Origin of the sequence: Ruegeria discodermiae (genome assembly GCF_030758345.1) — a bacterium.
Taxonomy (GTDB): Bacteria; Pseudomonadota; Alphaproteobacteria; order Rhodobacterales; family Rhodobacteraceae; genus Ruegeria_C.
Genome location: NZ_JAVAMO010000001.1, coordinates 374,488 through 399,519, shown reverse-complemented (window position 1 = coordinate 399,519; position 25,032 = coordinate 374,488). Strand labels below are relative to the sequence as shown.

The 25,032-nt window shown below is 61.6% G+C and carries 19 protein-coding genes; 9 read left to right on the top strand and 10 right to left on the bottom strand.

Translation table 11 applies throughout. The features are described 5' to 3' along the window. Positions 1-247 precede the first annotated feature (247 nt). The 4 genes from Q5Y75_RS01975 to mmsB are packed head-to-tail and all read left to right on the top strand — an operon-like array spanning position 248 to position 3,666. Entirely contained in the window at positions 248-1,390 is a 1,143-nt protein-coding gene (locus Q5Y75_RS01975; RefSeq protein ID WP_306193816.1) for an acyl-CoA dehydrogenase family protein, read from the top strand. A gap of 35 nt (positions 1,391-1,425) precedes the next feature. Further along, complete coding sequence (locus Q5Y75_RS01970; RefSeq protein ID WP_306193814.1) at positions 1,426-1,758, top strand: hypothetical protein; 333 nt, start codon at positions 1,426-1,428, stop codon at positions 1,756-1,758. Then, positions 1,751-2,797 (top strand): enoyl-CoA hydratase/isomerase family protein, encoded by a 1,047-nt coding sequence (locus Q5Y75_RS01965; protein WP_306193813.1) that lies wholly within the window; start codon positions 1,751-1,753, stop codon positions 2,795-2,797. The genes Q5Y75_RS01970 and Q5Y75_RS01965 overlap by 8 nt, the downstream gene beginning before the upstream one ends. Then, the gene (gene mmsB, locus Q5Y75_RS01960; RefSeq protein ID WP_306193812.1) at positions 2,794-3,666 is read left to right on the top strand and encodes a 3-hydroxyisobutyrate dehydrogenase; all 873 of its coding nucleotides are present in this window, start codon (positions 2,794-2,796) and stop codon (positions 3,664-3,666) included. The genes Q5Y75_RS01965 and mmsB overlap by 4 nt, the downstream gene beginning before the upstream one ends. 3 nt (positions 3,667-3,669) lie before the next feature. Here mmsB and Q5Y75_RS01955 read toward each other — a convergent pair whose 3' ends face one another. From Q5Y75_RS01955 to lpdA, 5 genes are all read right to left on the bottom strand, one after another. Continuing rightward, entirely contained in the window at positions 3,670-4,500 is an 831-nt protein-coding gene (locus Q5Y75_RS01955) for a spermidine synthase (protein ID WP_306193810.1), read from the bottom strand. A gap of 25 nt (positions 4,501-4,525) precedes the next feature. Continuing rightward, positions 4,526-7,384, bottom strand: coding sequence for an excinuclease ABC subunit UvrA (gene uvrA / locus Q5Y75_RS01950; protein ID WP_306193808.1), 2,859 nt, complete (start codon positions 7,382-7,384; stop codon positions 4,526-4,528). Positions 7,385-7,463: 79 nt separating this feature from the next. Then, positions 7,464-8,627 carry an MFS transporter gene (locus Q5Y75_RS01945; RefSeq protein WP_306193806.1) on the bottom strand — a complete coding sequence of 388 codons (1,164 nt, stop codon included), beginning with the start codon at positions 8,625-8,627 and terminating at the stop codon, positions 7,464-7,466. After that, the gene (locus Q5Y75_RS01940) at positions 8,617-9,165 is read right to left on the bottom strand and encodes a class I SAM-dependent methyltransferase (RefSeq protein WP_306193804.1); all 549 of its coding nucleotides are present in this window, start codon (positions 9,163-9,165) and stop codon (positions 8,617-8,619) included. Before Q5Y75_RS01940 ends, Q5Y75_RS01945 begins: the two co-directional genes overlap by 11 nt. Before the next feature lie 187 nt (positions 9,166-9,352). After that, on the bottom strand, positions 9,353-10,747 hold the full coding sequence (gene lpdA / locus Q5Y75_RS01935; RefSeq protein ID WP_306193803.1) for a dihydrolipoyl dehydrogenase: 1,395 nt from the start codon (positions 10,745-10,747) through the stop codon (positions 9,353-9,355). 203 nt (positions 10,748-10,950) lie between these two features. Between lpdA and Q5Y75_RS01930 the strand changes: the two genes are divergently transcribed. Next, the gene (locus Q5Y75_RS01930) at positions 10,951-11,379 is read left to right on the top strand and encodes a hypothetical protein (protein ID WP_306193802.1); all 429 of its coding nucleotides are present in this window, start codon (positions 10,951-10,953) and stop codon (positions 11,377-11,379) included. Here the strand turns inward: Q5Y75_RS01930 and Q5Y75_RS01925 are convergent. The 4 genes from Q5Y75_RS01925 to Q5Y75_RS01910 all read right to left on the bottom strand — a co-directional run bounded on the left by Q5Y75_RS01925 (position 11,376) and on the right by Q5Y75_RS01910 (position 18,090). Next, the gene (locus Q5Y75_RS01925; RefSeq protein WP_306193801.1) at positions 11,376-11,957 is read right to left on the bottom strand and encodes a DUF924 family protein; all 582 of its coding nucleotides are present in this window, start codon (positions 11,955-11,957) and stop codon (positions 11,376-11,378) included. The genes Q5Y75_RS01930 and Q5Y75_RS01925 overlap by 4 nt on opposite strands. A gap of 309 nt (positions 11,958-12,266) precedes the next feature. Beyond that, the gene (locus tag Q5Y75_RS01920) at positions 12,267-13,538 is read right to left on the bottom strand and encodes an MFS transporter (RefSeq protein WP_306193800.1); all 1,272 of its coding nucleotides are present in this window, start codon (positions 13,536-13,538) and stop codon (positions 12,267-12,269) included. A gap of 103 nt (positions 13,539-13,641) precedes the next feature. After that, the gene (gene queA, locus Q5Y75_RS01915; RefSeq protein ID WP_306193799.1) at positions 13,642-14,688 is read right to left on the bottom strand and encodes a tRNA preQ1(34) S-adenosylmethionine ribosyltransferase-isomerase QueA; all 1,047 of its coding nucleotides are present in this window, start codon (positions 14,686-14,688) and stop codon (positions 13,642-13,644) included. 36 nt (positions 14,689-14,724) lie between these two features. Beyond that, positions 14,725-18,090: a YhdP family protein gene (locus Q5Y75_RS01910; protein ID WP_306193798.1), complete on the bottom strand. Its 3,366-nt coding sequence runs from the start codon at positions 18,088-18,090 to the stop codon at positions 14,725-14,727. 70 nt (positions 18,091-18,160) lie between these two features. On the opposite strand from Q5Y75_RS01910, the gene Q5Y75_RS01905 reads away from it, so the two are divergent. Beyond that, positions 18,161-18,622 (top strand): peroxiredoxin, encoded by a 462-nt coding sequence (locus Q5Y75_RS01905; RefSeq protein ID WP_306193796.1) that lies wholly within the window; start codon positions 18,161-18,163, stop codon positions 18,620-18,622. 241 nt (positions 18,623-18,863) lie between these two features. On the opposite strand, the gene Q5Y75_RS01900 is transcribed toward Q5Y75_RS01905, so the two are convergent. Next, on the bottom strand, positions 18,864-21,962 hold the full coding sequence (locus Q5Y75_RS01900; protein WP_306193792.1) for an RCC1 domain-containing protein: 3,099 nt from the start codon (positions 21,960-21,962) through the stop codon (positions 18,864-18,866). A gap of 249 nt (positions 21,963-22,211) precedes the next feature. On the opposite strand from Q5Y75_RS01900, the gene Q5Y75_RS01895 reads away from it, so the two are divergent. The 3 genes from Q5Y75_RS01895 (at position 22,212) to Q5Y75_RS01885 (ending at position 25,025) form a co-directional block, all read left to right on the top strand. Further along, a complete protein-coding gene (locus tag Q5Y75_RS01895) occupies positions 22,212-23,018 on the top strand; it encodes a ferritin-like domain-containing protein (RefSeq protein ID WP_306195661.1) in 807 nt (268 codons plus the stop codon). Positions 23,019-23,200: 182 nt separating this feature from the next. Beyond that, positions 23,201-24,526 (top strand): M23 family metallopeptidase, encoded by a 1,326-nt coding sequence (locus Q5Y75_RS01890; RefSeq protein ID WP_306195659.1) that lies wholly within the window; start codon positions 23,201-23,203, stop codon positions 24,524-24,526. Next, entirely contained in the window at positions 24,516-25,025 is a 510-nt protein-coding gene (locus Q5Y75_RS01885) for a bactofilin family protein (RefSeq protein ID WP_306193790.1), read from the top strand. Before Q5Y75_RS01890 ends, Q5Y75_RS01885 begins: the two co-directional genes overlap by 11 nt. Positions 25,026-25,032 lie beyond the last annotated feature (7 nt).

Here is a 25,032-nt window from a genome sequence, read left to right as displayed (position 1 = left end):
GATCGGGTATTGGCAAACGGTATTTCAACTTACGCTTGCGATCCGATTTCGAGTGAGATGTCCCGGTGATCAGCTGGCTAAAACACAAGCGCACCCGGCAGAATTACCGTCACGAGGATCAGCGGAACGCAAATGCTTTGCATTCCTGCAAAGGCTCTTTGCGGATTTGCGGCTTGATCGGCACCGGCGGGAGCCGTATTAATTTAACACCTGTTCAATTTCGAACCATGCCGGTGGAGGAGACCCCATGGATTTCGCACTGACCGAAGAACAAAGCGCCATTTTCGATATGGCCCATGCCTTCGGGCAGGAGCAGATCGCGCCTTTTGCCCGTCAGTGGGAATCTGACGGCACCATCCCCAAGGAGCTTTGGCCGCGTGTAGGCGAACTTGGCTTTGGCGGGCTTTATGTCTCCGAGAATAGCGGCGGCGCGGGGCTGGGGCGGCTGGACGCCACGCTGGTCTTTGAGGCGCTGTCGATGGCCTGCCCCTCGGTTGCTGCCTTCTTGTCGATCCACAACATGTGCGCCAAGATGCTGGACAGTTTCGCCGATGACACACTCAAGACGCGGATCATGCCCGATATCCTCAACCTGAACACCGTGCTCAGCTATTGCCTGACCGAACCCGGTTCCGGCTCGGACGCTGCCGCACTGAAAACCCGCGCCGAACGCACCAATGAGGGCTATACGCTGAACGGCAGCAAGGCGTTCATCTCGGGTGGCGGTTATTCCGATGCCTATGTCTGCATGGTCCGTACCGGCGGCGATGGCCCCAAGGGCATCTCGACCGTCTATGTCGAGGATGGCACGCCCGGCCTCAGTTTCGGCGCGCTGGAGAAGAAGATGGGATGGCAGAGCCAGCCCACCGCGCAGGTTCAGTTCGATGATTGCAAGATCCCGGCGGGCAATCTTGTGGGCACGGAAGGCGACGGGTTCAAATACGCGATGATGGGACTGGATGGCGGGCGGCTCAACATCTCGGCCTGCTCGCTGGGCGCGGCCCAGACCGCGCTGAACATGACGCTGCAATACATGTCCGAACGCAAAGCTTTCGGCCAGAGCATCGACCAGTTCCAGGGTCTGCAATTCCGCCTGGCGGATATGGAGATCGAGCTGCAGGCCGCCCGCACCTTTCTGCGGCAGGCGGCCTGGAAGCTGGACAATGCTGCGCCCGATGCCACTAAATTCTGCGCCATGGCCAAGAAATTCGTGACCGAGACTGGGTCCAAGGTGGTTGATCAATGCCTGCAACTGCATGGTGGCTATGGCTATCTGGCCGATTACGGGATCGAAAAGCTTGTGCGCGACCTGCGGGTGCATCAGATATTGGAAGGCACGAATGAGATCATGCGGGTGATCGTGGCCCGTCATATGCTGGCAGCACGCTAGGGCCGAACCGGATGAATGCGATTTGGAAACGCATAATGGGCTGTTTCCGTGCCCATGAAATCTGGACGCTCAAACAGGCGATCCGGCTCCCGGTCCTGTCGCCTATTCTCTTCCTGGGTCTGTGGGTCTGGGCAGTGCCACTTGTGTTGATCCTTGGATCTCTGTCTCTGCTGATGATCGGTTCGAACGCGAAGCTCGCGATGATAAGCTTCGCGCCAACCCTGCTAATCGCCGTGGCGGCCTTCGTCATTGTCGGGCCCTGGTTCTTGGGCTGGGTCACGACATGCGGCGCTCTGATGTCTGGACATCCCCGGCGCGCGACGCAACGCTTGGAAACACTTATGGAGCGTGGTCCCGCCAATGTCTGACATCTACATCCGCACCACCGGCCGTGCCGGCCGGATCACCCTGACCCGGCCTCAGGCGCTGAATGCCATGACCTATGGCATGTGCCTCGGGATCGACACCGCGATGCGCAATTGGCGCGAGGATGATGCGATCGATCTGGTGATCATCGATGCTGAGGGCGACAAGGCCTTCTGCGCAGGCGGTGATATTGCCGAACTGTATGACACCGGCACTAAGGGCGACTTTCACTATGGCCGCCGCTTCTGGCGCGATGAATACCGGCTGAACGCGCTGATCCATGAATACCCCAAACCGGTTGTCAGCTTTCTGCAGGGTTTCACCATGGGCGGCGGCGTTGGCATTGGCTGCCACGGCTCGCACCGGGTGGTCTGTGATAGCTCCCGCATCTCCATGCCTGAATTTGCAATCGGCCTCGTGCCCGATGTGGGCGGGTCGCTGATGCTGGCGCAAGCGCCGGGTCGGCTGGGCGAATATCTTGCCCTTACCGCGCATCGGCTGGGGCCGGATGACGCCATTCTGGCCGGGTTCGCGGATCACTATATCCCGGAGGAGCAATGGGCTGACCTGATCGATATGCTGGAAAGCTCGGGCGATGCCACGCTGGTCGACACCCATGCTCGCCCTGCCCCAACCGGTGATCTGCGCGGTCTGGAGGTCGAGATCGACCCCCTCTTTGACGGCGACACACTGGGTGATATCCTCGCCCATCTGCGCGCGCGGGACAGTGATCTGGCACGGCAGGCGCTGAAAACCATGTCCCGCCATTCGCCCCTGTCGATGGCGTGTGGGGTCGAGATCCTGCACCGTCTGCGCGCGGCCTCGCCCACCATCCGCAGGGCGCTGGAACTGGAATACCGCTTCACCGCGCGCGCAATGGAGCATGGCGATTTTCTGGAAGGCATCCGCGCCCAGATCATCGACAAGGACCGCAGCCCGCGCTGGCAATACAAGGACATGGATGTCCCGGCGGATGCCGTGACCCGGATGCTGCACCCATTGGACCAGGAAGGTCTGACATTCGAGGAGGAGACGACATGAGGATCGGATTTATCGGCCTGGGCAATATGGGCGCACCCATGGCGGCCAATCTGGCCAAGGCGGGGCATCAACTTCACGGGTTCGACACCGCTGCGGTCGGGGTCGATGGGATCGCCATGGCCGACACCGCCAGAGATGCGGTTGCCGGGGCCGAGGTGGTGATCACCATGCTGCCCAATGGCGCGATCCTGCGCTCGGTCGCGGAGGATATCCTGCCGGTGATGGAAACTGGGGCCGCGCTTGTCGACTGCTCTACCGTCGACGTCGAAAGCGCCCGCTCGGTCGCGGCGGAAGCCGAACAGGCCGGGCTGCTCTTTGTCGATGCACCGGTTTCGGGAGGTGTCGGTGGCGCCAGCGCCGGAACGCTCACCTTCATGGCGGGCGGTTCGGAGGATGCCTTTGCCAAGGCCGCCGCCCTGTTTGACATCATGGGCCAAAAGGCCGTGCATTGCGGCGAAGCGGGCGCAGGTCAGGCCGCCAAGATCTGCAACAACATGATCCTCGGCGTCACCATGATCGCCACTTGCGAGGCCTTTGCGCTGGCAGACAAGCTGGGGCTCGACAGGCAAAAGATGTTTGACGTGGTCAGTACATCGTCGGGCTATAGCTGGACCATGAACGCCTATTGCCCCGCGCCCGGCATTGGCCCGCAATCGCCTTCGGACAATGACTACCAGCCTGGTTTTGCCGCCGAGCTGATGCTCAAAGACCTGCGCCTGAGCCAGCAAGCCGCCGAAAGCGCCGATGCGGACACGCCGATGGGCCAAGCGGCGACTGCTCTCTACGAGCAATTTGTCGAAGCCGAAGACGGCAAGGGCCGCGACTTCTCGGCCATGCTGCCGAGGTTTGAGCGGCGCAGACGCGACTAGCCACTACCCCGCGCCCGCCAGAGACGTCAGGCGCAGGGCGTGATCCGACAAATCGAACCCCAGCAGCAGATCGGTTTGAACGGCTCTGGCGTCTGCGACCAGATCACGCGCTGCTGAAGCGCCCGGCATTCGGCCAAACAGCACATGGGTCCCGTCGATCTCCAACTGCCAGGCGATCGGGAAAGCGGAGGCAAACCGCTTTCTTTGCATGGCAAACGACGGATCGCGATCGACCATGTTCATGCAGATCACGCCTCCCTCGCTTAGTTTTCCCGAGCACATCTGAAAGAAATCAACCGTCGTCAGCAGCTCAGGCACAAAACCGTCTGCGGCAAAGCAATCGAGATATATGTGATCGAAGGAACCATCCGGCTGCTCTGACAGATGCTCCTGCCCATCGCAACAGGCGATCTGATGGCGCGGTTCATCGCGCAACCCGAAATACTTGCGCGACAATTCGATCACGTCTTGGTCGATCTCGGAGCTCTGGATCGTGATACCTTTGATCAGGGCGCTCAGCACCATTGGCACCCGGCCCCCGCCACCACCCATGACATAGACCTGTTTCGGAGACCCGACAAACGCAAGACAGAGCAACATCGCCTGCGTATATACCCCGGTCAGAACCAGCGGGGTGCCGAGATTGATCCGAGACATCACCCCGCTCAGGGCGTCATTGCTGAGGGGTACGCCCCCCGGGCAAAACACCAGAAACAGCTCATCTCCCTGCTTGGCAACGACGATCTGTCCGAACTGACCCTGACGATGCTCGACGATACCGTCCGGCAGGTCGCGCAAGGGCCGCAGGCGATCCATGATGTCGCGCTCTGACATCCCCTGCTCGGTATCGCAGCGATTGTTATTCAGCCGCCACCGCCTGCGGGTCAAGCATCACTTTCAGATAATGCCCGGTATGGCTGCGCGGTTCCTCGATGATCTGTTCCGGTGTGCCGGTGGCCACGATCTCACCCCCGCCATCGCCGCCCTCGGGGCCGATATCGATGATATGGTCGGCGGTTTTGATGACGTCGAGGTTATGCTCAATCACCACCACCGTATTGCCCTGATCGACCAGTTCATGCAGCACTTCCAACAGCTTACGGACATCTTCGAAATGCAGGCCCGTAGTGGGTTCATCCAGAATATAGAGCGTACGACCGGTTGAGCGTTTGCTGAGCTCTTTCGAAAGTTTCACCCGCTGCGCCTCGCCGCCCGAGAGCGTCGTGGCCTGCTGACCCACCTTGATATAGCCCAGCCCAACGCGGGCCAGCGCATCCATCTTGTCGCGGATCGAGGGCACGGCCTTAAAGAACTCCTGCGCATCTTCCACAGTCATATCAAGCACATCAGCGATGCTCTTGCCCTTGAACTTGATCTCCAACGTCTCGCGATTATAGCGCGCGCCCTTGCAGGTCTCGCAGGTCACGTAGACATCGGGCAGGAAGTGCATTTCGATCTTGATGACGCCATCGCCCTGACAGGCCTCACAGCGCCCGCCCTTGACGTTGAAGCTGAAGCGACCGGGCTTGTAGCCGCGCGCCTTGGCCTCGGGCAGACCCGCAAACCAGTCGCGGATCGGGGTGAAGGCCCCGGTGTAAGTGGCTGGATTAGACCGCGGCGTGCGCCCGATGGGGCGCTGGTCGATATCGATCACCTTGTCCAGATACTCCAGCCCCTTGATCGTTTCACAAGGCGCGGGCGTTTGCCGCGCGCCGTTCAGGCGCATCGAGGCGGTCTTGAACAGCGTCTCGATGGTCAGCGTCGATTTGCCCCCACCCGACACGCCGCTGACGCAGACGAATTTGCCCAGCGGAAACTCGGCGGTGACGTCTTTCAGGTTGTTGCCGGTGGCCTTGACCACCTTAACATTCTTCTTGTTGCCTTTGCGGCGTTCGGGCGGGACCGCGATTTCGCGCGTGCCGGACAGGTACTGCCCGGTGATCGAGGCCGCATCCGCCGCAACCACATCCGGTGTTCCATGGCTGACAACCTGCCCGCCATGCACCCCCGCGCCCGGTCCGATGTCAAACACGTAGTCGGCGGCACGAATGGCTTCTTCATCATGTTCCACCACGATCACCGTATTGCCCTGGTCACGCAGGTTCTTGAGCGTGCCGAGCAGCCGGTCATTGTCACGCTGATGCAGCCCGATCGAGGGTTCATCCAGCACATAAAGCACCCCTGTCAGGCCAGAGCCGATCTGGCTGGCCAAACGGATACGCTGGCTCTCGCCCCCCGACAGCGTTCCACTTGAACGAGACAGTGTAAGGTACTCCAAACCCACATTATTCAGGAACCCGAGTCGTTCGCGGATTTCCTTGACGATGGCGCGCGCGATTTCCTGTTTCTGCACCGACAGGTGGTTCGGCACATCCTCAATCCAGGCCAACGCCTGACGGATCGACATCTGCACCACCTGACCCACATGCAGGCCAGCGATCTTGACCGCCAACGCTTCGGGGCGCAGGCGGTAGCCGTCGCAGGTACCACAGGGGCGGTTGTTCTGGTAGCGCTCGAACTCCTCGCGAATCCAGTTCGAATCCGTCTCGCGATAGCGGCGCTCCATATTGGGGATCACCCCCTCGAACACCCGCGTGACCTGATAGACGCGCCCGCCCTCATCGTAGCGGAACGGAATCTCCTCATCGCCCGAGCCATAGAGGAAGACCTGCTGAACATGGGCTGGCAGGTCCTTCCACTTGGCGTTCTTGTCGAACTCGTAGTGGCGCGCGATGGCCTCGATGGTTTGAAGAAAATAGGGCGACTTGCCCTTGCGCCAGGGCGCCAGAGCGCCGTCATAGACCTTGAGGTTCTGATCCGGCACCACGAGGCGTTCGTCAAAGAACAGCTCAACCCCCAGCCCGTCACAATCCGGGCAGGCCCCAAACGGCGCGTTGAAGGAAAACAGGCGCGGCTCGATCTCTGGAATGGTGAAGCCGCTAACCGGGCAGGCGAAGTTTTCGCTGAACGTGATCCGCTCCGGATCGCCCTCTTTCGGGGCTGTCTCAAGCACCGCGATCCCGTCCGCCAGATCAAGCGCGGTGCGCAAGCTGTCGGCCAGCCGGGTTTCCATCCCTTCGCGCACCACAAGGCGGTCGACCACCACGTCAATGTCATGGCGGAACTTCTTGTCCAGCGTGGGCGGGGTGTCGAGCTCGTAGAACTCACCGTCGACCTTGACCCGCTGAAACCCCTGTTTGCGCAGCTCCAGAAACTCTTTTCTGTACTCGCCCTTGCGGTCGCGCACAATGGGGGCCAGCAGATAGCCGCGTGTGCCCTCCTCCATCGTCATGATCCGGTCGACCATGTCTTGCACCTGCTGCGCTTCGATGGGCAGGCCGGTGGCGGGGCTGTAGGGCGTTCCAGCGCGGGCGAAAAGCAGGCGCAGATAGTCGTAGATCTCGGTCACGGTGCCCACGGTCGAGCGCGGGTTTTTCGAGGTCGTCTTCTGCTCGATCGAGATTGCCGGGCTGAGACCACTGATATGGTCCACATCCGGTTTCTCCATCATATCAAGGAATTGGCGGGCATAGGCGCTGAGCGACTCGACATAGCGCCGCTGCCCTTCCGCATAGATCGTGTCAAACGCCAGGGAGGATTTCCCCGAGCCCGAAAGCCCGGTGATCACCACAAACTGATCGCGCGGAATATCCACGTCGATGCTTTTGAGATTATGCTCGCGCGCGCCGCGCACCTCGATATTTTTCAGCTCAGCCATCATGCCCTCGGTTCACCGGTTAACACATAGTGAACCGCGTCTGAGTCTCCAACAAAAAAATAAGAACGTTACAAGAACATCACCCAGCGGCACGCAGACGTGCCAGTAATAGATGCACCAGCAAACCCGAGAGGAACAGCAAGGTGACCGCCCCCGCCATGGAGGAATAGCCCGAGAGCGCCAGCAGGGCCACCATCAGCGGCGTGCCGATACCGTTGCCCAGATTGCCGGTCTGCGCCAGCGCCCCTTGTGCATAGGCCCGGTCGACCACGGTGGCGTTCAACTGCGGGATGGCGGCAAAGCTGGCGCCCTGGATCAGCCCCATCGAGGCCGCCAGGACCACGCAGGCAAGCGGATCGCCCGGCATGGACCAGAGCCAGAGCATGCTCAGGGCGCTCAGGCCAAAGCCCAGTTGCACCACCTGCACCGCCTGCAAGTAGCGCAACAGCAGCACGCCAAGGCTCATCGAGGACAGGATGCTGGCCAGCGGCATCGCGCCGACGACAAAGCTGCGCCATTCCGGGGCTATGAAGGGCGGGATCACCGTCAGGATCGACACGAAACAGGCGGTGTAGAACAGCCAGCCCGCAGCCGGTGCGCTCATCCAGGGGGAGCGGTAAATGGTCAGGTGCAGCTTCGGAAGCGCGGAGAAGCGCGGCATGGGCTGCCGCGGCAGCGCGGGCACGCTGCGCAGCGCCAGATGCAGGATCACTGCCAGCGCCGCCATGATCAGCCCATGCGTGGCAAACAGGCTCAGCACGCCATAGCGATCCACCAACGGCAGCCCAAGCCAGGCCAGCACCGTGAAGGATACGCCAAAAAACGTCCCCCACAGCGTCATCGCCGCGCCCCGGTGTTGCTCGCTGCTGATCTGCGCGATCAGCGTCGGGGCGGCGACCACCAGCCCCAGATGAGATAGGCCTTCGACCGCGCGGGTCAGCAAAAACAGCCCGAAGGACAGGTCCAGCGCCTGCAGGCCGGACATGGCCGCCCCGATCCAGAGCGCACCGACCAGCGCGCGGCGGAACCCGATCGCGGCCACGACAGCACCGGTCACGATGCCAAAGATGATGCCCAGAACCGCCACCATCGACACCGTAAAGCCCAGCCAATGACCCACGCCCGGATAGAGCGCCTCCATCCGGTAAAAGACCACGCTGATCTTGCCATATTGCGCGGCGGCCCCCAGCCCCGCAGCCCAGATCAGCAGGATCAGGCCCCAGCGGGTTCTCTCAGGCGTCATCAGATGTCTTTCGTGCCAGTGCCCAGGCGCAGATCGGGAAATCCGGGTCGTCGTCCAGATTGTCCCGCTCGGGGTCGTATTGCGGCGGCCAGTCTGGTTCCAGATTGCGCAGCGCCGCCTGCCGATTGCCCCATTGATGCGCATCTATCTGATCCTCTGCAAAACCGCATTCGATCAGCAGGTTGCGCAATCCGTCCGCCGACCAGCGCGAATTGTCCCGCGGTGCTGCGTGAAACGGGATGAAGAAGGGCACCGCCAGCCAGAAATACCCGCCGGGCCTGAGCATCTCGATCACGTTGAGCGTCGCCTCATAGGGGCGATCCAGATGCTCCCAGACCTGATTGGCCAGCACCAGATCGAAGCGGCGGGGCTGCCCGTCATGGTCCAGAACCGGGCCGGCACAGATGTCATGCGCTGGATAGCGGAAGCTGTCATAAGAGCGAAACGGGAAATGCTGCCCCCATTTGCCGGAGATCTCGGCCACCTCCAGCCGCTCGGGCTGCAGGTTCCGGATCAGCCGCCGGCTGGATCGGTTCATCACGATTCTATTCAGGCTGGACATGGCATTCCATCGGGTTCGCCGCGACTTAAACAGGCACCCCGGAGAAGGTCCAGCAGGGACTGTAAGCAGCAGTGTGCCGATGGCGCCTGCCGATGCGTTGAGTCGACATAAAAAAGGCCGGGCAACATCCTGCCCAGCCTGTCTTTTTCGCGGTCAGCGCGCCTTACATATGGATGACTTTTCCATAGGCATCCAGAACGCTTTCATGCATCATCTCGCTCAGCGTTGGATGCGGGAAGACGGTCTGCATCAGATCTTCTTCGGTGGTCTCCAGCTGGCGGCCCACCACATAGCCCTGAATCAGCTCGGTTACCTCGGCACCCACCATATGCGCGCCCAGAAGCTCGCCGGTCTTGGCGTCAAACACCGTCTTTATCAGCCCCGAAGGTTCTCCCAGAGCGATCGCCTTGCCATTGCCGATGAAGGGGAAGCGACCCACCTTGATCTCATAACCCAGCTCCTTGGCCTTGGCCTCGGAATAGCCGACGGAGGCCACTTGCGGCTGGCAATAGGTGCAGCCCGCGATGCTTTCCGGCTTGACGGGGTGGGCATGCTTGCCTGCGATAAGTTCCGCGACCATCACACCCTCGTGGGAGGCTTTATGCGCTAGCCATGGCGCGCCCGCGATGTCGCCGATCGCATAGACGCCATCCACACCGGTGCGGCAGAACTCATCGGTGATCACATGAGTGCGGTCGATCCTGACGCCCAGAGCCTCCAGACCCAGCCCCTCCACATTGCCGACAATGCCCACGGCGGAAATCACGGTGTCGAACTCGTGCTTTGTAACCTTACCGCCCGCTTCGATATGCGCGGTGACCTTCCCTTTGGCGCGGTCGAGTTGCTTGACCATGGATTTTTCCATGATCTTCATGCTCTGTTTCTCAAAGGCTTTCTTCGCGAATGCGCTGATCTCGGCATCTTCGACCGGCAGAACGCGATCCATCACTTCGACCACGGTCGTATCGGCACCCAACGTGTTGTAGAAGCTGGCAAATTCGATACCGATTGCGCCCGAACCAATGACCAGCAGTTTCTTGGGCATGCGCGGCGGCAGTAGCGCGTGCTTGTAGGTCCAGACCAGATCGCCATCGGCCTCCAGCCCCGGCAATTCGCGCGCCCGCGCGCCTGTCGCCACGATGATGTTCTTGGCGGTCAGCTCTTCGCTGCCCTTGTCGGTCTTGACGGCGACCTTGCCCTTGGCAGGGATCGAGGCCTCGCCCATTATCACGGTCACCTTGTTCTTTTTCAGCAGATGCCCGACCCCGCCGCTGAGTTGCTTGGCCACCCCGCGTGAGCGTTGCACGACCGCATCCAGATCAAAGCCGACCTTGCCCGCCGACAGGCCGAACTCCTTGGCGCGCTCCATCAGGTGGAACACTTCGGAGGTGCGCAGCAGCGCCTTGGTCGGGATACAGCCCCAGTTCAGGCAGATGCCACCCAGATGCTCACGCTCGACCACACAGGTCTTGAGCCCCAGTTGCGCGGCGCGAATGGCGGCCACATAGCCACCAGGGCCTGAGCCAATTACGATCAGATCAAAGGATTGTGCAGCCATGTTTCCCTCTCGGCGCCGGTCCGTGAAAATTAGTTTAGCATTAAACTACTTTTTGCGACGCATCAACAACCCATGAGAAAAGAATACGCATCGCGGGGCTATGTCGCGGATATCCGCTGGAATTCACCCTATACGCATCGCCCGATGCTGGCTAGAAATTAACCTCAGAGCTGCAAACAGACATCGCCGGAGGCCCCCGAGACATGGCAAAAATACTGAAAGATCTTGTGCTGGCGCTGCTCAATGCAACGCTGATCCTGCTGGCGGTCTGCCTGTTTCTGGCGTGGAAAACCGTCGACAGAGCAAACCAGGTCGCCGACACGGTTCAAGAGACGGTGCAGGTGGTGACACCCTTGCGCGATGATATGCAGGAGATTGTGGCGCAGCTCAACGCGCTGCGCGGGGAGATCAAGGCGCTCGACACACAAAAAGCGCTGGCTGATCAGCCGCAGCTGGCCAAAATCCAGTCACAACTGGATGCGTTGAACACAAGGCTCAGCGCAGCGCAAACGCGGATCGACGATCTGGCTGACCAGCCCGGTCAATTGCTTGACCAAGCCATTGAGACAACGGCTGATGCCGTCGCGACACGCGTGACCGCCCTGCGCGGATGCGTTCCGGCGCCGTCTTAAACGGCGGCCGATTGCAATTCGCGAACGGTTGCGCCGTAACCGCCGTTTGACACAAACGCCATTTCCTGTGGCGTTGTCTCGCGGCTGAGCGCTTCGTTACGATATGGAAACCGGCCGAACTTACGGATGATCTCGCGATGCGCTTGCGCGTGCACCATGTTTGACGCGCCCGTTTCGGGCATCCGCTGACACAGAAGACGCACGCAGCGCTCCTGATCGCAGAGGCTTTCCGAATGCATCATCGGCAGGTAGAAGAACTGCCGTGCGGGTTCATCGATCCGCATATCCCAACCCTTGTCCACAGCGCATTTTGCTGCTGCCAGGGCCGCGCGGTCCGAGGCGAATGCCCGTCCCTCGCCCCGGAACATGTTCCGCGGGAACTGATCCATCAGGATAATGTAAGCAAGCGCGCCGCTGGGATATGTCAGCCAAAGCGCAAAGCGCCCTTCACATGCTGCCTCCCAGGCGGACAAGAACTTTTCGCGAATCTGCTGATCCAGCGCGTCGTCTTGTCGGTACCACCCGTCTTCACCGATTTCGTCCAACCAAAAACTCAGTACATCTTCAGGACCTGTCATGTCCTCACTCCACCTTTCATATGCCCCCCAAAGGCATATGTAGAGTAACACTTTTTTTGCAGCCCCGATATAGTCACGAATTGCAACACATCATGAGTGTTGCGATTGTTTCCGGTCATGTGCGCAAGTTTTGACCCGGAATGTGAAAATTATAACACTTTTATGAATGTTTTGCGGTAATCGCCCATTTGGAGCGCGGGATTGTTTCCAGATCAAAGGAACAGGTGTGAGCAAAACCGCGCGCCGGAATGAAACAATGCGTGAGGTGAGCCGCGCATTGTCGCCATCCCTGCCGGAACATACGGGCGCTCAGGCCGACTGTTCCGCCTCCTGCCCTTCCAATTCGGCCTCGATGGCCACCTCTTGGGCGACCTCCATCGCGACCTGAGTCGCGATCGGACCCATCGGCGACATGGTCCCGGTTTCCTCGACCGGAATGGAGGGGCGCTGGGTCATGCGGAAAGCGGCATAAAGCGCCAGGACGATCAGAAGCACCGCGATCAGAAAGAAGAACCCGGAAGGCCCGAAGACCTTGTCGCTCATCAACCAACCGGTAATCAGCGGCCCCGTAATCGCGCCCAGCCCGTTGATGAACACCAACCCGCCCGAGGCCGCAGCCATGTCATCGTGACTAAGGAAGTCGTTCGTATGGGCAAGCAGCAACGAATAGAGTGGGTTCGACATGCCCCCGATCACAAAGGCCGCGATCAGCAGAATGGCAAAATAGTCCCCCAGCAGCATCGCCAGCAGCGCACCGCCTGCCCCGCCACTGGCAACAAGAAAGATCAGCCGCCGCCGGTCCATCCGGTCCGACAGCCAGCCCAGCGGATATTGCACCAGCAGTGCCGCGACATAGAAAGTCGCCACAAAGATCGAAATCTGCGTCAATGTCAGCCCGGCGACAGAACCGTAGACCGCCGCCATGCCGAACTGCGCCGAGAACACGCCCCCCAGCAGGAACATCCCAACGCAGCCCAATGGCGAGATCTGCTGGATCTTACGCAAGCTCATAGGTTTGGCGGTATCAAAGGCCGGGGTCGGTGAGATCGACAGCAGGATCGGCGCAAAAGAAATCGAAACCAGGATCGAGGCGATGACGAAGGATTCATAGCCTTCCGGCCCGCCCACCAGCATCAGGGCCTGGGCGGTCACGATGCCAGTCATCTGCACGATCATGTAAAGTGACAGCGCCTTGCCCCGGTTTTCATTATCGGCGGCGTTGTTCAGCCAGCTTTCGGCCGTCACATAGACGCCCGAGAAGCAGAACCCTATCACCACGCGACCAACGAACCAGGCAACCGGGTTGGTCAGCAGCGGATACATGATCATCACCGCCGAGATGAACGAGGCCAGCGCCGCAAACACCCGCACATGCCCAACCCGGCGGATCATCTCGGGGGCCAGTCGCGATCCCCCAAGAAAGCCCAGGAAATAGGCAGACATCACAAAAGACATCTCAAGCGTCGAGAACCCTTCGATCTCGCCGCGCACACCCAGCAAGGTCCCCTGCAGCCCGTTGCCCACCATCAGCAGGCCCATGCCCAGCAAAAGCGCCCAAGCGCTGGAAAGAACCTGTAGCATCTGCGCCTCCCTGTGCTTGGCCGATCTTGCGTCCACGGTGCCATCTCTGCGCGGGTGTGACGCGTTTGTCTACGACAATTTCACTGTCGGTTCCGGCCCATGCTCAGGGGATCAGCAGCGAGGAATCCCCGTAGGAGAAAAACCGGTATTTGCCTGCAATCGCATGATCATAGATCGCGCGGGCACGGTCCTGCCCGACCAGGGCCGAGACCAGCATCAGCAGCGTCGATTTGGGCAGGTGGAAATTGGTCATCAACGCATCGGTCACCCGGAATTCGAAGCCGGGATAGATGAAGATGTCGGTCTCGCCCTCCCAGGGCGCGATCGTGCCACCGCGTGCCGCGCTTTCGATCAGGCGCAGCGCGGTGGTGCCGACCGGGATGATCCGCCCCCCTGCGCGCTGTGTCTGGGCGATCTCTTCGGCCGCCTGCGGGCTAACCCGGCCCCATTCTGCGTGCATTTTGTGGGTGGTCACATCCTCAACCTTGACCGGGAGGAAGGTGCCCGCGCCCACATGCAGCGTCACATGGGTGAATGCGACACCGCGCGCGGCAAGGGCTGCCAGCAAGGCTTCGTCGAAATGCAGCGAGGCGGTGGGAGCGGCCACCGCCCCGGAATGGCGGGCCCAGACGGTCTGGTAATCGGTCTTATCGCGCGAATCCGCCGGGCGTTTGCTGGCGATATAAGGCGGCAACGGCATCGCGCCCGCCTCGGCCAGCGCGGCATCGAAATCCTCGCCGCTCAGGTTAAAGCGCAGCACCGCCTGCCCCTCCTCTACGCCGACCAGCGTGGCGCTGAGCGCGTCCGAAAAGCGGATATCTTCGCCCGGTTTCACCTTCTTTAGTGGCTTCACCAGCGCCGACCAGCTACCATCGGCACGCGGATCCAGCAAGGTTGCCTCGATCCGGGCCGAAACAGGCCCCTGCGCGCTGTCGCGGTGACGCTGCCCGCTCAGCCGCGCCGGGATCACCCGTGTGTCATTCAGCACCAGCCGGTCGCCGGGCCGCAACCAGTCGGGCAGGTCATAGACATGGGCGTCGCTGATCCGCGCGCCCTCGGCCACCAGCAGCCGCGCCGAGGAGCGCGGGTTTGCGGGCCGGGTTGCGATCAACTCTTCAGGCAGGTGGAAATCGAAATCGCTGAGTTTCATGCGCCGCCCTATACGGCGATGCGGCCGGATTGGAAACTAGCGATCTTCGCCATGGCGTCGGGTGAGCGAGTCGCGTCTCGATTCCTGTGGGCGAGCGCGCTCTTGCCCCGGAACCGTCGGGCGCGGTTCGCCACGGAAGATATCGCGCAGGATGCCCGGCGTCAGCGCCGAAAGCGGGTTCACCCCGACTCGCGGGTCGGTCATCGGCCCGGTGAGCGTATAGTTGAACCCGAACAACCCCTCGCCACTGCGGCTGATCACCCGCCCAACCGCATTGAGCAGATAGACCGGAGAGATCACCCCGCGCAGGTTCAGCACACGCCGTTCCGTATCGACCCGGCCATCAACCGAGATGCCCATCGACGGCCCCACCGCGCTGCCTTCCAGCACGATCACCTCGGTTGGGGTCAGACGGAACCGGCCATCCATCGACGAGAACTGGATGCCCTGCCCCGACATCTCATCGATCAGACCGACGATGCTGATCGCGTTCAGCAACGCGGCCATGGCGGGCGCGTCCTTGATCCGCGTGTTGCGCACCCTGAGTTGCCCGTCGTAATGCCCCGCGCTCTCCACCGGTTCGAGCGTCAGTTGGAACGAGCCGCCGCGCGCCTGATTGAGCAGTTCTGCCGAGCGGAACACACCGCCCGCATCTTCGGATTGCAGGAAAAACCCGCTCCGCCCGCCCCGGCGCAGCACCTGACCGGTGATCTGCGTGCCGCCATTGATGGCGCCGGTGAAATTCCCGCTTGGGCCGCCACCGGTGACGAACTCTCCCCGAAACCCGGTGAGCCCAATACTGTCGGTGATCTGCAACCGGTCCAGATTGGCGGTGATCTTTGGCCCACTGCCGCTGCTGCCGCCACCGCCCGAACCGCCGCTTCCGAATGTGGCGTTGCGCATGTCGACCCGCCCGCCAAGCAGACGGATATCGGGCGCACCCCTGCCACGCCCGATCAACTCGACAGGGGCCGCGATCCAGTTGCGCAACTCAAAACTGCTGAAACTGGCGCGCTCGAACTGGTCCTCCTCGCCAAAGCTAATCCGGCCTTGCGCCCGCAGGCCCGCCGCCTGCAACGCGATCCGGTCGATATCCGCGCCGGGCTTGGGCACGGTGGAGATCTCAAGATTGCCCGAAGCTGAAGCGGGCTTGCGCCAGCCCAGTTCCGGGATCGCCAGCACCACGCCCACCAGATCGGAGGAGACCGCAAGTTCCGGCGGCGTGCCCCCGCCGACCTCAAAGACGATATCCGCCCGCCCCGAGCCGCTGACCATGCTCTCGGGCAGGCCCGCGTTCAACTCGTCCAGCAAAGCGCGCGACAGCTCGATCGAGCCGGTCAGGCGGCTGCGCGTCTCGGGGCCCTTGCCAATGGGTTGCCGCCAGTCGATCTGCATCGGAACCGCGCCGAACAGCGCTGGGCCGGACAGGTTGACACCGGTCTGATCACCGCTGAGCGCCAGAGATGCGGCGCTGACCTCCTGACCCGGCACAAGAATATCGCTGGCGGCATCGCTGACCGTGCCGGCAAAATGAAACTCCATATCCGGCAGCTTCACCTTGTCTTTCAGCGGCAGGGCCAGTGTGCCCGTCATCTCGACATTGCCGTCCACCGCATCAACCGGCAGGTTGGCCTTGTCCATCAGGTTCAGCGGCGGTCGGTTCAGCAGCGACAGCATACCCGTTACCGGACCCCGTGCCGCCAAGCGCGCGATGCCGGGCGCGGCTTTCTTGATGCCGATATCAGGGATGATGAAAGACGAGCCTGCCGCATCGATCACCGCGCCCGCATCGCTGACAACCTGCCCGGCGCTGGCGGTGACGGTAAAGCGCCGCCCGAACAGATCGGCCCGCCCTTGCGCTTGGGTCAAGGGTGGCAGGGTGCGCGCGAATCTCACCTCGGCCTCGTCGAAATCAAAACCCGCATAGATGTCCGGAGGCTGGTCGGGGCGCAGCCGCAGCGCAAGCTCGGCATCGCTGACCTGCCCCGCGCGCAGGTTCTCGCTGACCCATTTGCGCGGCTTGATCGCCAGCCCTTCGGGCCAGTAATGCAGCAATTGCTGCGGCGTGATCCGGTCCAGCTTGCCATCCACCGACAGGTCCCATCCCTCGGGCGCGGCGGCCAGATCACCGGTCAGATGCAGATTGCGATCGGCGTGGCGGATGGTCATCTGCCCCAGTCGCAGGCGGAACGGGCGCAGGTCGAGCCGAAAACCCAGATCCGCTGCATCCAGTTGCAGCGGCTCGGGATAGACATCCCTGGGATTGACCTCCAGTCCGCTGAGGCGAAACTGCGCCTCGATACTGTCAAGCTGCCCTCGATCGGCACCGTTCAGAAAGGCCGTGCCCAGACCCGAGGCCATCCCCCAGGCGCTGTCCACGGCGAGCTCGTCAAAGCGCAGCACTTGCGCGCCCGGATCATAGCTGAAATAGGTGCGCGCACTGCGGAACGGGATCGGGCGGGTCTCGTTGGTGGGTTGCAGCACGCCCTCGCCGATCTGCAACGTGGCCGAGACCGGCTGCAACACGCCCTGTGCATCGATGCCACCGCGCAAGGAGCCCGAAATGGGCGCGCGCAGCACCTCAAGCCAGGCCAGCGCCACGCTCTGGACCGCGATATCCTCGGAGGCGAGATCGCTGATCGAAACGCCAAAAGACGCCTCGCGCGATCCGATGCTGCTGGTGTAATTGGCTTCAATACTGCTGGCATAATCGCGCCCGCCCAGCAACGAAAAGCTGGTGGCCATGCGCAGGGTATCATCACTGCGGTAGAGCTGGATACGCCCGCCATCCAGCGTCCAGGCGCGGCCATGGCGGGCGTCCTCATAGCTCAGCGTCAGCCCGTTCATGTCAACGGCAACCAGCGCGGACAATTGCGGCAGCTCGAACACCTCGTCAAATTCTTCGATCAGCCCGGACAGGTTCGGAGCGCTTTCCACAGGCGTCGCCCCATCCCCGAAGGTCAGCGCGAAATTGCCCTCGATATCGCGCCGCAGCAGAACAAACAGCCCGTCCAGCACGATCCGTTTGGCGCGTATCTGGCCCCGCAAGAGCGGCCGCATGGCCAGGCTGGCCTGGGTATCAGCCAGACGCGCGATCGGCGTGCCGTCGGCGGCGGTTAGCGTGACATCGCGCAGGCTCAGGCGCGGGCGCCAGCCCTGATCCATGATGAACCTGACCGTCCCGAATTCGACCTGCGCACCACCAAGCACCCGTTCCAGCCGCGCCTCGATCCGGTGCCGCATCCAGTCGGGCGCATCCAGGTTCCGGCCCAGAGAGACAAATGCGGAGACCCCGGCCAGCAGGACCAGCAGCAAAAACCCCCGCATAGACCAGATCGAGACACGCGCCACCCGCGAGCGGCGGCGCGTCGCGCCAGGAGGGGTATTATTTTTGTCGCTCACGCCTTTCCGCTTCACTTGGGCGGCCTAATATGCCGAGTGTCTGTCACCAATTTACCGCCGGAGTACATTTATGCCCGATCTTTCCGATACCGCCCCGGACTTTACCCTGCCCCGCGATGGGGGCGGCGAGGTCACGCTGTCCGACCTGCGCGGCTCCAAGGTTGTCCTGTTCTTCTATCCCCGTGATGATACGCCGGGCTGCACCAAGGAATCCATCGGCTTTTCCGAGCAGTTGCAGGCTTTTTCCGATGCGGGCGCTCACGTTTTGGGGATTTCCAAGGATACCGTCATCAAGCATGATAAATTCGTCGCCAAGCACGGGCTGACCACCACCATGCTGTCGGACGCGGAGTCTGACACCTGCGAGCAATATGGCGTCTGGGTGGAAAAGAACATGTATGGGCGCAAATCAATGGGGATCGAACGCGCCACCTATCTGATTGACCCGGATGGCAAGATCGCGCGTATCTGGCGCAAGGTGAAGGTTCCCGGCCATGTGGAAGAGGTGCTGGAGGCGGTCGAAGCGCTCTGAGGCCCGCCCACCTCGGCAACGCAGGACGACTTGGGTCGACCTGCTTTAAAGCTTTGCTTTCAGACTACAGCGGTGAGGCAAGTTGAGATGGGAAGGCTGGGCGCAGCCGATTTCATTGAATGAAATCGGTCCGGAAACTTTGAAAGTTTCCGGCCACCGGGCACGGCACCGGATCGCAACACAGTTCCGTGCAGTTTTCCAATCACCCCGGGCGCTCAAACACGCGCCCGGGGTGACTTTGTCAAACAAAAGCGAAATCGTCGCTGTCCAGTTCGGCCACCCAGATATTGCGCAGCGTCAGGCTGTCGTCTTCGCTGAATTCCAGCACGGTGTTGCGCCCATTCTGCGACGCCGAGGCCAGCACGTCATCGAAGCTCTCAACACCCTCGATATCCAGAACGATGCTGTCGCCCGGACGGCTCCACCAGAAGAAATCGAAACCCGGGTCGAAATCGCGGATCACGTCATGCCCGCCGTCAAAGACAAAACTTTCGCGACCCCAGCCGCCGGTCAGCACGTCGTTACCTTCGCCGCCAGCCAGCGTATCCCGACCGAACCCGCCTTTCAGCCGGTCATCACCCGCACCGCCATTCAACAGATCATTGCCAAAGCCGCCCTTTAGCCGGTCGTCGCCGGCACCGCCAGAGATGATATCATCCCCCCAGCGCCCGTTGACGCGGTCATCACCCGCACCAGCGCGCAGCAGGTCATCCCCGAACGTGCCCTTTCCCGCCTCGGCAAGCGACGGCGTCTCGCTGGTGGCGAAGTTGAAGGTGGATGTGTCACCTTCGGCGATGCCTTCAAACGGATTGCCGTCGAGATCGACAAAGGCACCGTCGGTGATTTCCACCGCATAGCGCGTATCGGCGTCCAGATGTTCTGGCAGCAGAACCGTCACGGTGTCGCCGTCGATCTGAATCAGACGCGCGTCGCTCACATAGATCTCGGTCCGCGTGCCGTCGGTGCGGTTGACCAAGGTGATCAGACCCTCACCAACCTCGACCTCTTCGGTGAAGGAGAGCGTCAGCGCGCTGTCATTCTCCACCTCGCGGGCGTTGTCCCCCGGCGTTGCGGAAACGAGGAACGGGTCAGCCTCGCCGCCCAGCTCGATCTGGGTCGGGGCATAGACCGATCCATCGGAAGAGAAGCCAAGGCGCCCGTCAGAGTTGGACCCCCAGGTGAAGATCTCACCTGTATCGGTCACCGCGATGATCGAGTTCGGGCCGGTCTGCAGTTCCACCACGTTCACGTCATCAAGCTCGGCGATCAGGGTCGGGTAGAAGCTGGCATCGCTTTCCAATGCTGGATCACCGTCCAGCCCACCGGTTGGGCCTTCGTCATTCGGACCCCAGGCATAGACATCACCGTCCTCGGTCAGGGCCATCGCCCAGCGGGCACCGCCCTTGACCTCGACCACGTTACCCGGCAGCCCGGTCAGTTCCACCGGGGCCAGCAAGTCCGAGGTATCGGGCGCGAAAGTGCCATCGCCATTATCCGCGCCTTGCAGCAACTGACCATTGCGGCTTTCGCCCCAGCCAAAGACCCTACCATCACTGGTCACCGCGTATGAAGTCTTGGTATCTGCTGTCACCGAGGTGATGTTTTCGGGCAGACCTTCGACCAGAACTGGCTCTGCCGAGCGTCGCGCGGGCGCGCCATCCTCGTCTAGCGCGTCGGGTGAACCCAATTGGCCGTCCGTGTTGCTGCCAAAGGCCCAGACCTGACCATCGGCTGTCAGCGCCAGCGTGTGGGCAGTACCCGATGACACGGTGACCACGGTTTCATTACCCAACGCCTCGACCATTTGCGGTGTCAGCCGTTCCTCCAGATCGCCCAGCCCCAACTGCCCGTTGCTGTTATTACCCCAGGCGTAGAGCTGCCCCGTCTCGGAGATTGCATAAGAGGCGCCATTGCCGTTTTCGATGCTGGCAATATCCGCATCATCCAGCGCGTCAATCTTGACGGCACTGGTGCGGGTCTCTTCATCCCCGGTCCCTAGCGGCCCGCGATTGTTGAAGCCAAACGCATAGACATCGCCATCCTCGGTCAGAAAGGTGGTATGCAGCAGACCGGCGGAGACAGAGACGATCTTGGCGTCAAACCCTTCCGGCATCTCGACCGCCAAGGGCGTCTTGATATCGAACCCCGTCGCGCCATTGCCCAACTGGCCCACCACATTCTCGCCGCTCGCATAAAGCGTGTTGCTCTCGGTATCGAGGAAGACCGAGAAATGGTTGCCCGCGCCAGCGGTCCCGGCGGTTACCTGCGCCTTGCCCTCATAAGTTTCCAAAGCGCGTGGGCGGGTCAGTTGATCGTCATAGGTGCTGGAGCCAAACAACGCAGTTTCGCCTCCGTCGAAATAATCGCCATCACCGTTGAGGTCACTCAACCGGATCACATTGCCCGCACCGGCAAAGCTGTTGCCGTTCAGCGCCAGGTTGCCATCCTCATCCGCGGTGATGGAAAACCCGATCTCTGCATCAATCCCGTCGGGCATCTGGTTGGCGTTCCAGACCTCGCGCGCCTCGTGCTGCGAGTCGATCTGGCCCGATCCGTCCAGATCCTCCAGGCGATAGACCTTCAGCACCTCGCCTGCATCCGGGAACCAGGTCAGCGTATAGAGCGCACCGTCCACCGCAACCGTGCTGGCAATATCCACCGGCGCGCCGAAATTCATGTCGTCGGAGATAAAGTTGACGACCTCGTCGCTCTGAATGCTACCATCGCCATTCTTGTCCTCGATCCGGTAGATCACATCCACCGCAGCTCCGGTCAGGTCGTTCAGATAAGCCACATCGCCGTCAAAGCTCAGATCAAAAGGCACGGCGGTATCGATGACGCTTTGCAGGTCCAGCCACAGCGTCGCCTCGCCCGCGTCATTGGCATCACCGTCGCCATTCAGATCAAGCGTGCGATAGATCGCATCCTGCGGGGCCGAGGACACGCCAGCATTGGCGATATAGATCGCGCCGTCAGCGCCCTCATGCACGCCATTCGGCGTCACAGTCGAGAATCCTGCCGCATTATCAGCCGAGAACCAGACCCGCGCCTCGCCTGCGTCCTGCGCGTCGCCGTCGCCATTGGTATCGCTCAGTCGATAGACCGTGTCGGTATTGCCATCGCCGAAATAGACCGATTTGTCGCTGGCCTGATGGATGGTGAACACATTGCCGGTGGGCGCGACCAGTCCCGAGGCGTTGTCGGCATCGAAGAACACGCGCGTCTCATCGACGCCCGAGGCGGTGCCGTCGCCATCCATGTCCTGAAGAAGAAGGATCTGATCTTTGCGCTGATCGCCCACCAAAATGCCATTGGGGGTGCGGGAAACAAGCCGTGCCATATGCAGGCCTCCATTCTGAGTTGAAAGGGGTCGCCTGGCAGGAATGCTGAGTTTCGAGGGCGTGCTAGGACGGAATGGCGCGCTTGTCCAGTGCCCTGTTGCACCCGCAGCCGATATCGATCTGCGGATCTGCTGGTATCACCCGCGCGCATTTGATAGCCGGGCACAGATCTGTTTCAAAACGACCCCGGAGCGCCCTACGCCGTGACCGATGCCCCCAGCACCCCAGCCCCTGACACCTTGAGCGCGATGGCGGTTGATGTGCTGAGCACCGCCGATGGCCGCGCCAAGGCGGCGAAATCACGCGCACATGCCGCGACCTGGAAGGCGGCGCGCGATGCGGGTGAGATCATTCCGCTTGGCAACGCGACCCCGCCGGATCACCCCGCGCGACCCGAACGGCCGGAATTGCTGAGCCCGCGCGATGTGCCGAAACGCAAACCGGGATCGCCCGCCGGTCGGATCGCGCTGCTGCACGCGGTCGCGCATATCGAGCTTAACGCGGTCGATCTGCACTGGGATATCATCGCGCGTTTTTCCGACACCCCGATGCCAACCGGGTTTTATGACGACTGGGTCAAGGCCGCTGATGACGAGGCAAAGCACTTTAACCTGATGTGTGACTGTCTTGAAAACATGGGAAGTTTCTATGGTGATCTGCCCGCACATCACGGCATGTGGCGGGCCGCGACGGATACCGCTGACGACCTGCATGGACGGCTAGCCATCGTGCCCATGGTGCTGGAAGCGCGCGGTCTGGACGTCACACCCGGCATGATCGCCATCTTCGAAAAAGCCGGTGAAACCGCGGCGGTGGAAAGCCTGAACACCATATATGCCGAAGAGGTCAGCCATGTGGCCTATGGGGCGAAATGGTTCAATTTCTGCTGCGGGAGGGAAAACAGCGACCCGAAAGAGGTCTTTCACGCCCTGGTCAAACACTATTTCAAAGGCGGCCTGAAGCCGCCTTTCAATGAGGAAAAACGCGCCGAAGCCGGATTGCCGCCCGACTTCTACTGGCCACTTGCCGAGGAGTTTCCGGCCTATCTGCGCTGAGACAGGCGGATTTGCCTCAATTTTCGGCAATTTTCCGCGCAAGAGCGGCGGAAAGTACCACCTTGAGACCAGCAGTAAGGTGTCACGCTTGCTCAATTGTTAACATGTGGCTATTCAGTCGCACCAAGGCCCGCAGGACCAAACCGATGGGCCGCCTATTGGGGGCAGACAGGGACCTACGCGTGCGTACAAGGCTGGCGATCAAAATTCATGCGTTTCTGGAACGACGCTTCCCGGAACGCCGTGTTTTCCTCAAATCCGACAGCGACACCCGCTTTATCCGCCTCCGACCTGAAACCCAGCTTATGGCTTTTGCCGGTGCCTCGGCGCTTGTGGCTTGGACCATTGTGGCGACCGCGATCCTGTTGATGGACAGCATCGGCTCGGGCAATTTCCGCGAGCAGGCGCGCCGGGATCAGGCCACCTATCAGGATCGGCTCAACGCCCTGTCGCAGGAACGCGACGCCCGCGCCGAAGAGGCGCTGGCCGCGCAGGAGCGGTTCAACGCCGCACTGGCGCAGGTCTCGGCCATGCAGTCCGAACTACTGAACTCGGAAATCCGCCGCAGCGAGTTGGAAACCGGGATCGAGGTGGTCCAGACGACGCTGCGCACGGCAATGAAAGAACGCGAGACGGCACGCGCCACGCTGGCACAAATGCAGCTTGAGGCCGAGAGCGACGACGCGCAGAAACTGGCCTCCGCCGCCCCCGCGCAGATGGACCTGATCGCTGACGCGCTCAGCCGGACTGCAGCCGAGCGCGACCAGATCATCTCTGATGCGCAATCAGCGCTTGAGGCCCGCGACGAACTGGAGCTGGAAATCTCGCTGATGCGTGAGCAGAATGAACAGATCTTCCGTCAGCTCGAAGAAGCCATGGCCATCTCGGTCGAACCGCTGGACAAGATGTTCCGCAGCGCGGGCATGCCCACCGACCGGATCATCGAACAGGTGCGGCGCGGCTATAGCGGTGTGGGCGGTCCGCTGACCCCTTTATCCTTCAGCACACGCGGTGAGGAAGCCTCACCCGACGAGATTCGCGCCAACAAGCTGCTGCAGCAGATGGATCAGCTGAACCTCTATCGCATCGCCGCCCAGAAAGCGCCCTTTGCCAGCCCGGTTCACGCCGCCGTGCGTTTTACCAGCGGGTTCGGCACCCGGCGCGACCCCAAAACGGGCGGTCGCCGGATGCATAACGGGGCCGATTTCGCGGGCGCGCATGGCACCGATATCTTTGCCACAGCCGATGGTGTGGTCACCCATGCGGGCTGGCAATCGGGCTTTGGCAGGCTGGTTAAAATCAAACATGAATTCGGCATTGAGACACTTTACGCTCATAACACCAAGATCCGCGTAAAGGTCGGTCAAAGGGTCTCGCGCGGCGATCACATAGCTGATATGGGTAGCACCGGACGGTCCACAGGCACGCATCTGCACTATGAGGTGCGCGTCAATGGTAAACCCGTGAACCCTATGACCTACATCAAGGCTGCAAGAGATGTTTTCTAAGAGCAAAATCAACGAGCCCGGAACCAAGGCGCCCGAAGCGGACAAACCCGCATCCGCTGCACCCGCAGCGGCCCCCGCAGCGCCTGCCCAGAGTGATTACAAGCCCACCGCGCCCAAGCCAAAAGCGCCCGCATCGGTGCTGTCCTCGGATCTGCATGTGACCGGCAACCTCAAGACCACCGGCGACATTCAGGTCGAAGGCACGGTCGAGGGCGATATCCGCGCACATCTGCTGACGATCGGAGAATCGGCCACCATCAAGGGCGAAGTCACCGCTGATGACGTGGTGATCAATGGCCGTATCGTGGGCCGTGTCCGGGGCCTCAAGGTGCGCCTGACCTCGACCGCAAGGGTCGAAGGCGACATCATCCACAAGACCATCGCGATCGAAAGCGGCGCGCATTTCGAAGGTTCGGTGCAGCGTCAGGACGACCCGCTGAACCCCGGCCGCGCGGCCAAGCCCGGCGCTAACCCGGCTGCCGCCAAGGCCGAAGCCTGAAAGCCTC

What these genes read in the sequence shown, in the direction of transcription:
- Q5Y75_RS01955 (WP_306193810.1), bottom strand. Translation starts at nt 4,500, where the DNA reads ATGTCAGAGCGCGACATCATGGATCGCCTGCGGCCCTTGCGCGACCTG.
- Q5Y75_RS01905 (WP_306193796.1), top strand. Translation starts at nt 18,161, where the DNA reads ATGCCCGATCTTTCCGATACCGCCCCGGACTTTACCCTGCCCCGCGAT.
- queA (WP_306193799.1), bottom strand. Translation starts at nt 14,688, where the DNA reads ATGAAACTCAGCGATTTCGATTTCCACCTGCCTGAAGAGTTGATCGCA.
- lpdA (WP_306193803.1), bottom strand. Translation starts at nt 10,747, where the DNA reads ATGGCTGCACAATCCTTTGATCTGATCGTAATTGGCTCAGGCCCTGGT.
- Q5Y75_RS01975 (WP_306193816.1), top strand. Translation starts at nt 248, where the DNA reads ATGGATTTCGCACTGACCGAAGAACAAAGCGCCATTTTCGATATGGCC.
- Q5Y75_RS01885 (WP_306193790.1), top strand. Translation starts at nt 24,516, where the DNA reads ATGTTTTCTAAGAGCAAAATCAACGAGCCCGGAACCAAGGCGCCCGAA.
- Q5Y75_RS01940 (WP_306193804.1), bottom strand. Translation starts at nt 9,165, where the DNA reads ATGAACCGATCCAGCCGGCGGCTGATCCGGAACCTGCAGCCCGAGCGG.
- uvrA (WP_306193808.1), bottom strand. Translation starts at nt 7,384, where the DNA reads ATGGCTGAGCTGAAAAATATCGAGGTGCGCGGCGCGCGCGAGCATAAT.
- Q5Y75_RS01970 (WP_306193814.1), top strand. Translation starts at nt 1,426, where the DNA reads ATGGGCTGTTTCCGTGCCCATGAAATCTGGACGCTCAAACAGGCGATC.
- mmsB (WP_306193812.1), top strand. Translation starts at nt 2,794, where the DNA reads ATGAGGATCGGATTTATCGGCCTGGGCAATATGGGCGCACCCATGGCG.
- Q5Y75_RS01930 (WP_306193802.1), top strand. Translation starts at nt 10,951, where the DNA reads ATGGCAAAAATACTGAAAGATCTTGTGCTGGCGCTGCTCAATGCAACG.
- Q5Y75_RS01920 (WP_306193800.1), bottom strand. Translation starts at nt 13,538, where the DNA reads ATGCTACAGGTTCTTTCCAGCGCTTGGGCGCTTTTGCTGGGCATGGGC.
- Q5Y75_RS01965 (WP_306193813.1), top strand. Translation starts at nt 1,751, where the DNA reads ATGTCTGACATCTACATCCGCACCACCGGCCGTGCCGGCCGGATCACC.
- Q5Y75_RS01895 (WP_306195661.1), top strand. Translation starts at nt 22,212, where the DNA reads ATGGCGGTTGATGTGCTGAGCACCGCCGATGGCCGCGCCAAGGCGGCG.
- Q5Y75_RS01945 (WP_306193806.1), bottom strand. Translation starts at nt 8,627, where the DNA reads ATGACGCCTGAGAGAACCCGCTGGGGCCTGATCCTGCTGATCTGGGCT.
- Q5Y75_RS01900 (WP_306193792.1), bottom strand. Translation starts at nt 21,962, where the DNA reads ATGGCACGGCTTGTTTCCCGCACCCCCAATGGCATTTTGGTGGGCGAT.
- Q5Y75_RS01925 (WP_306193801.1), bottom strand. Translation starts at nt 11,957, where the DNA reads ATGACAGGTCCTGAAGATGTACTGAGTTTTTGGTTGGACGAAATCGGT.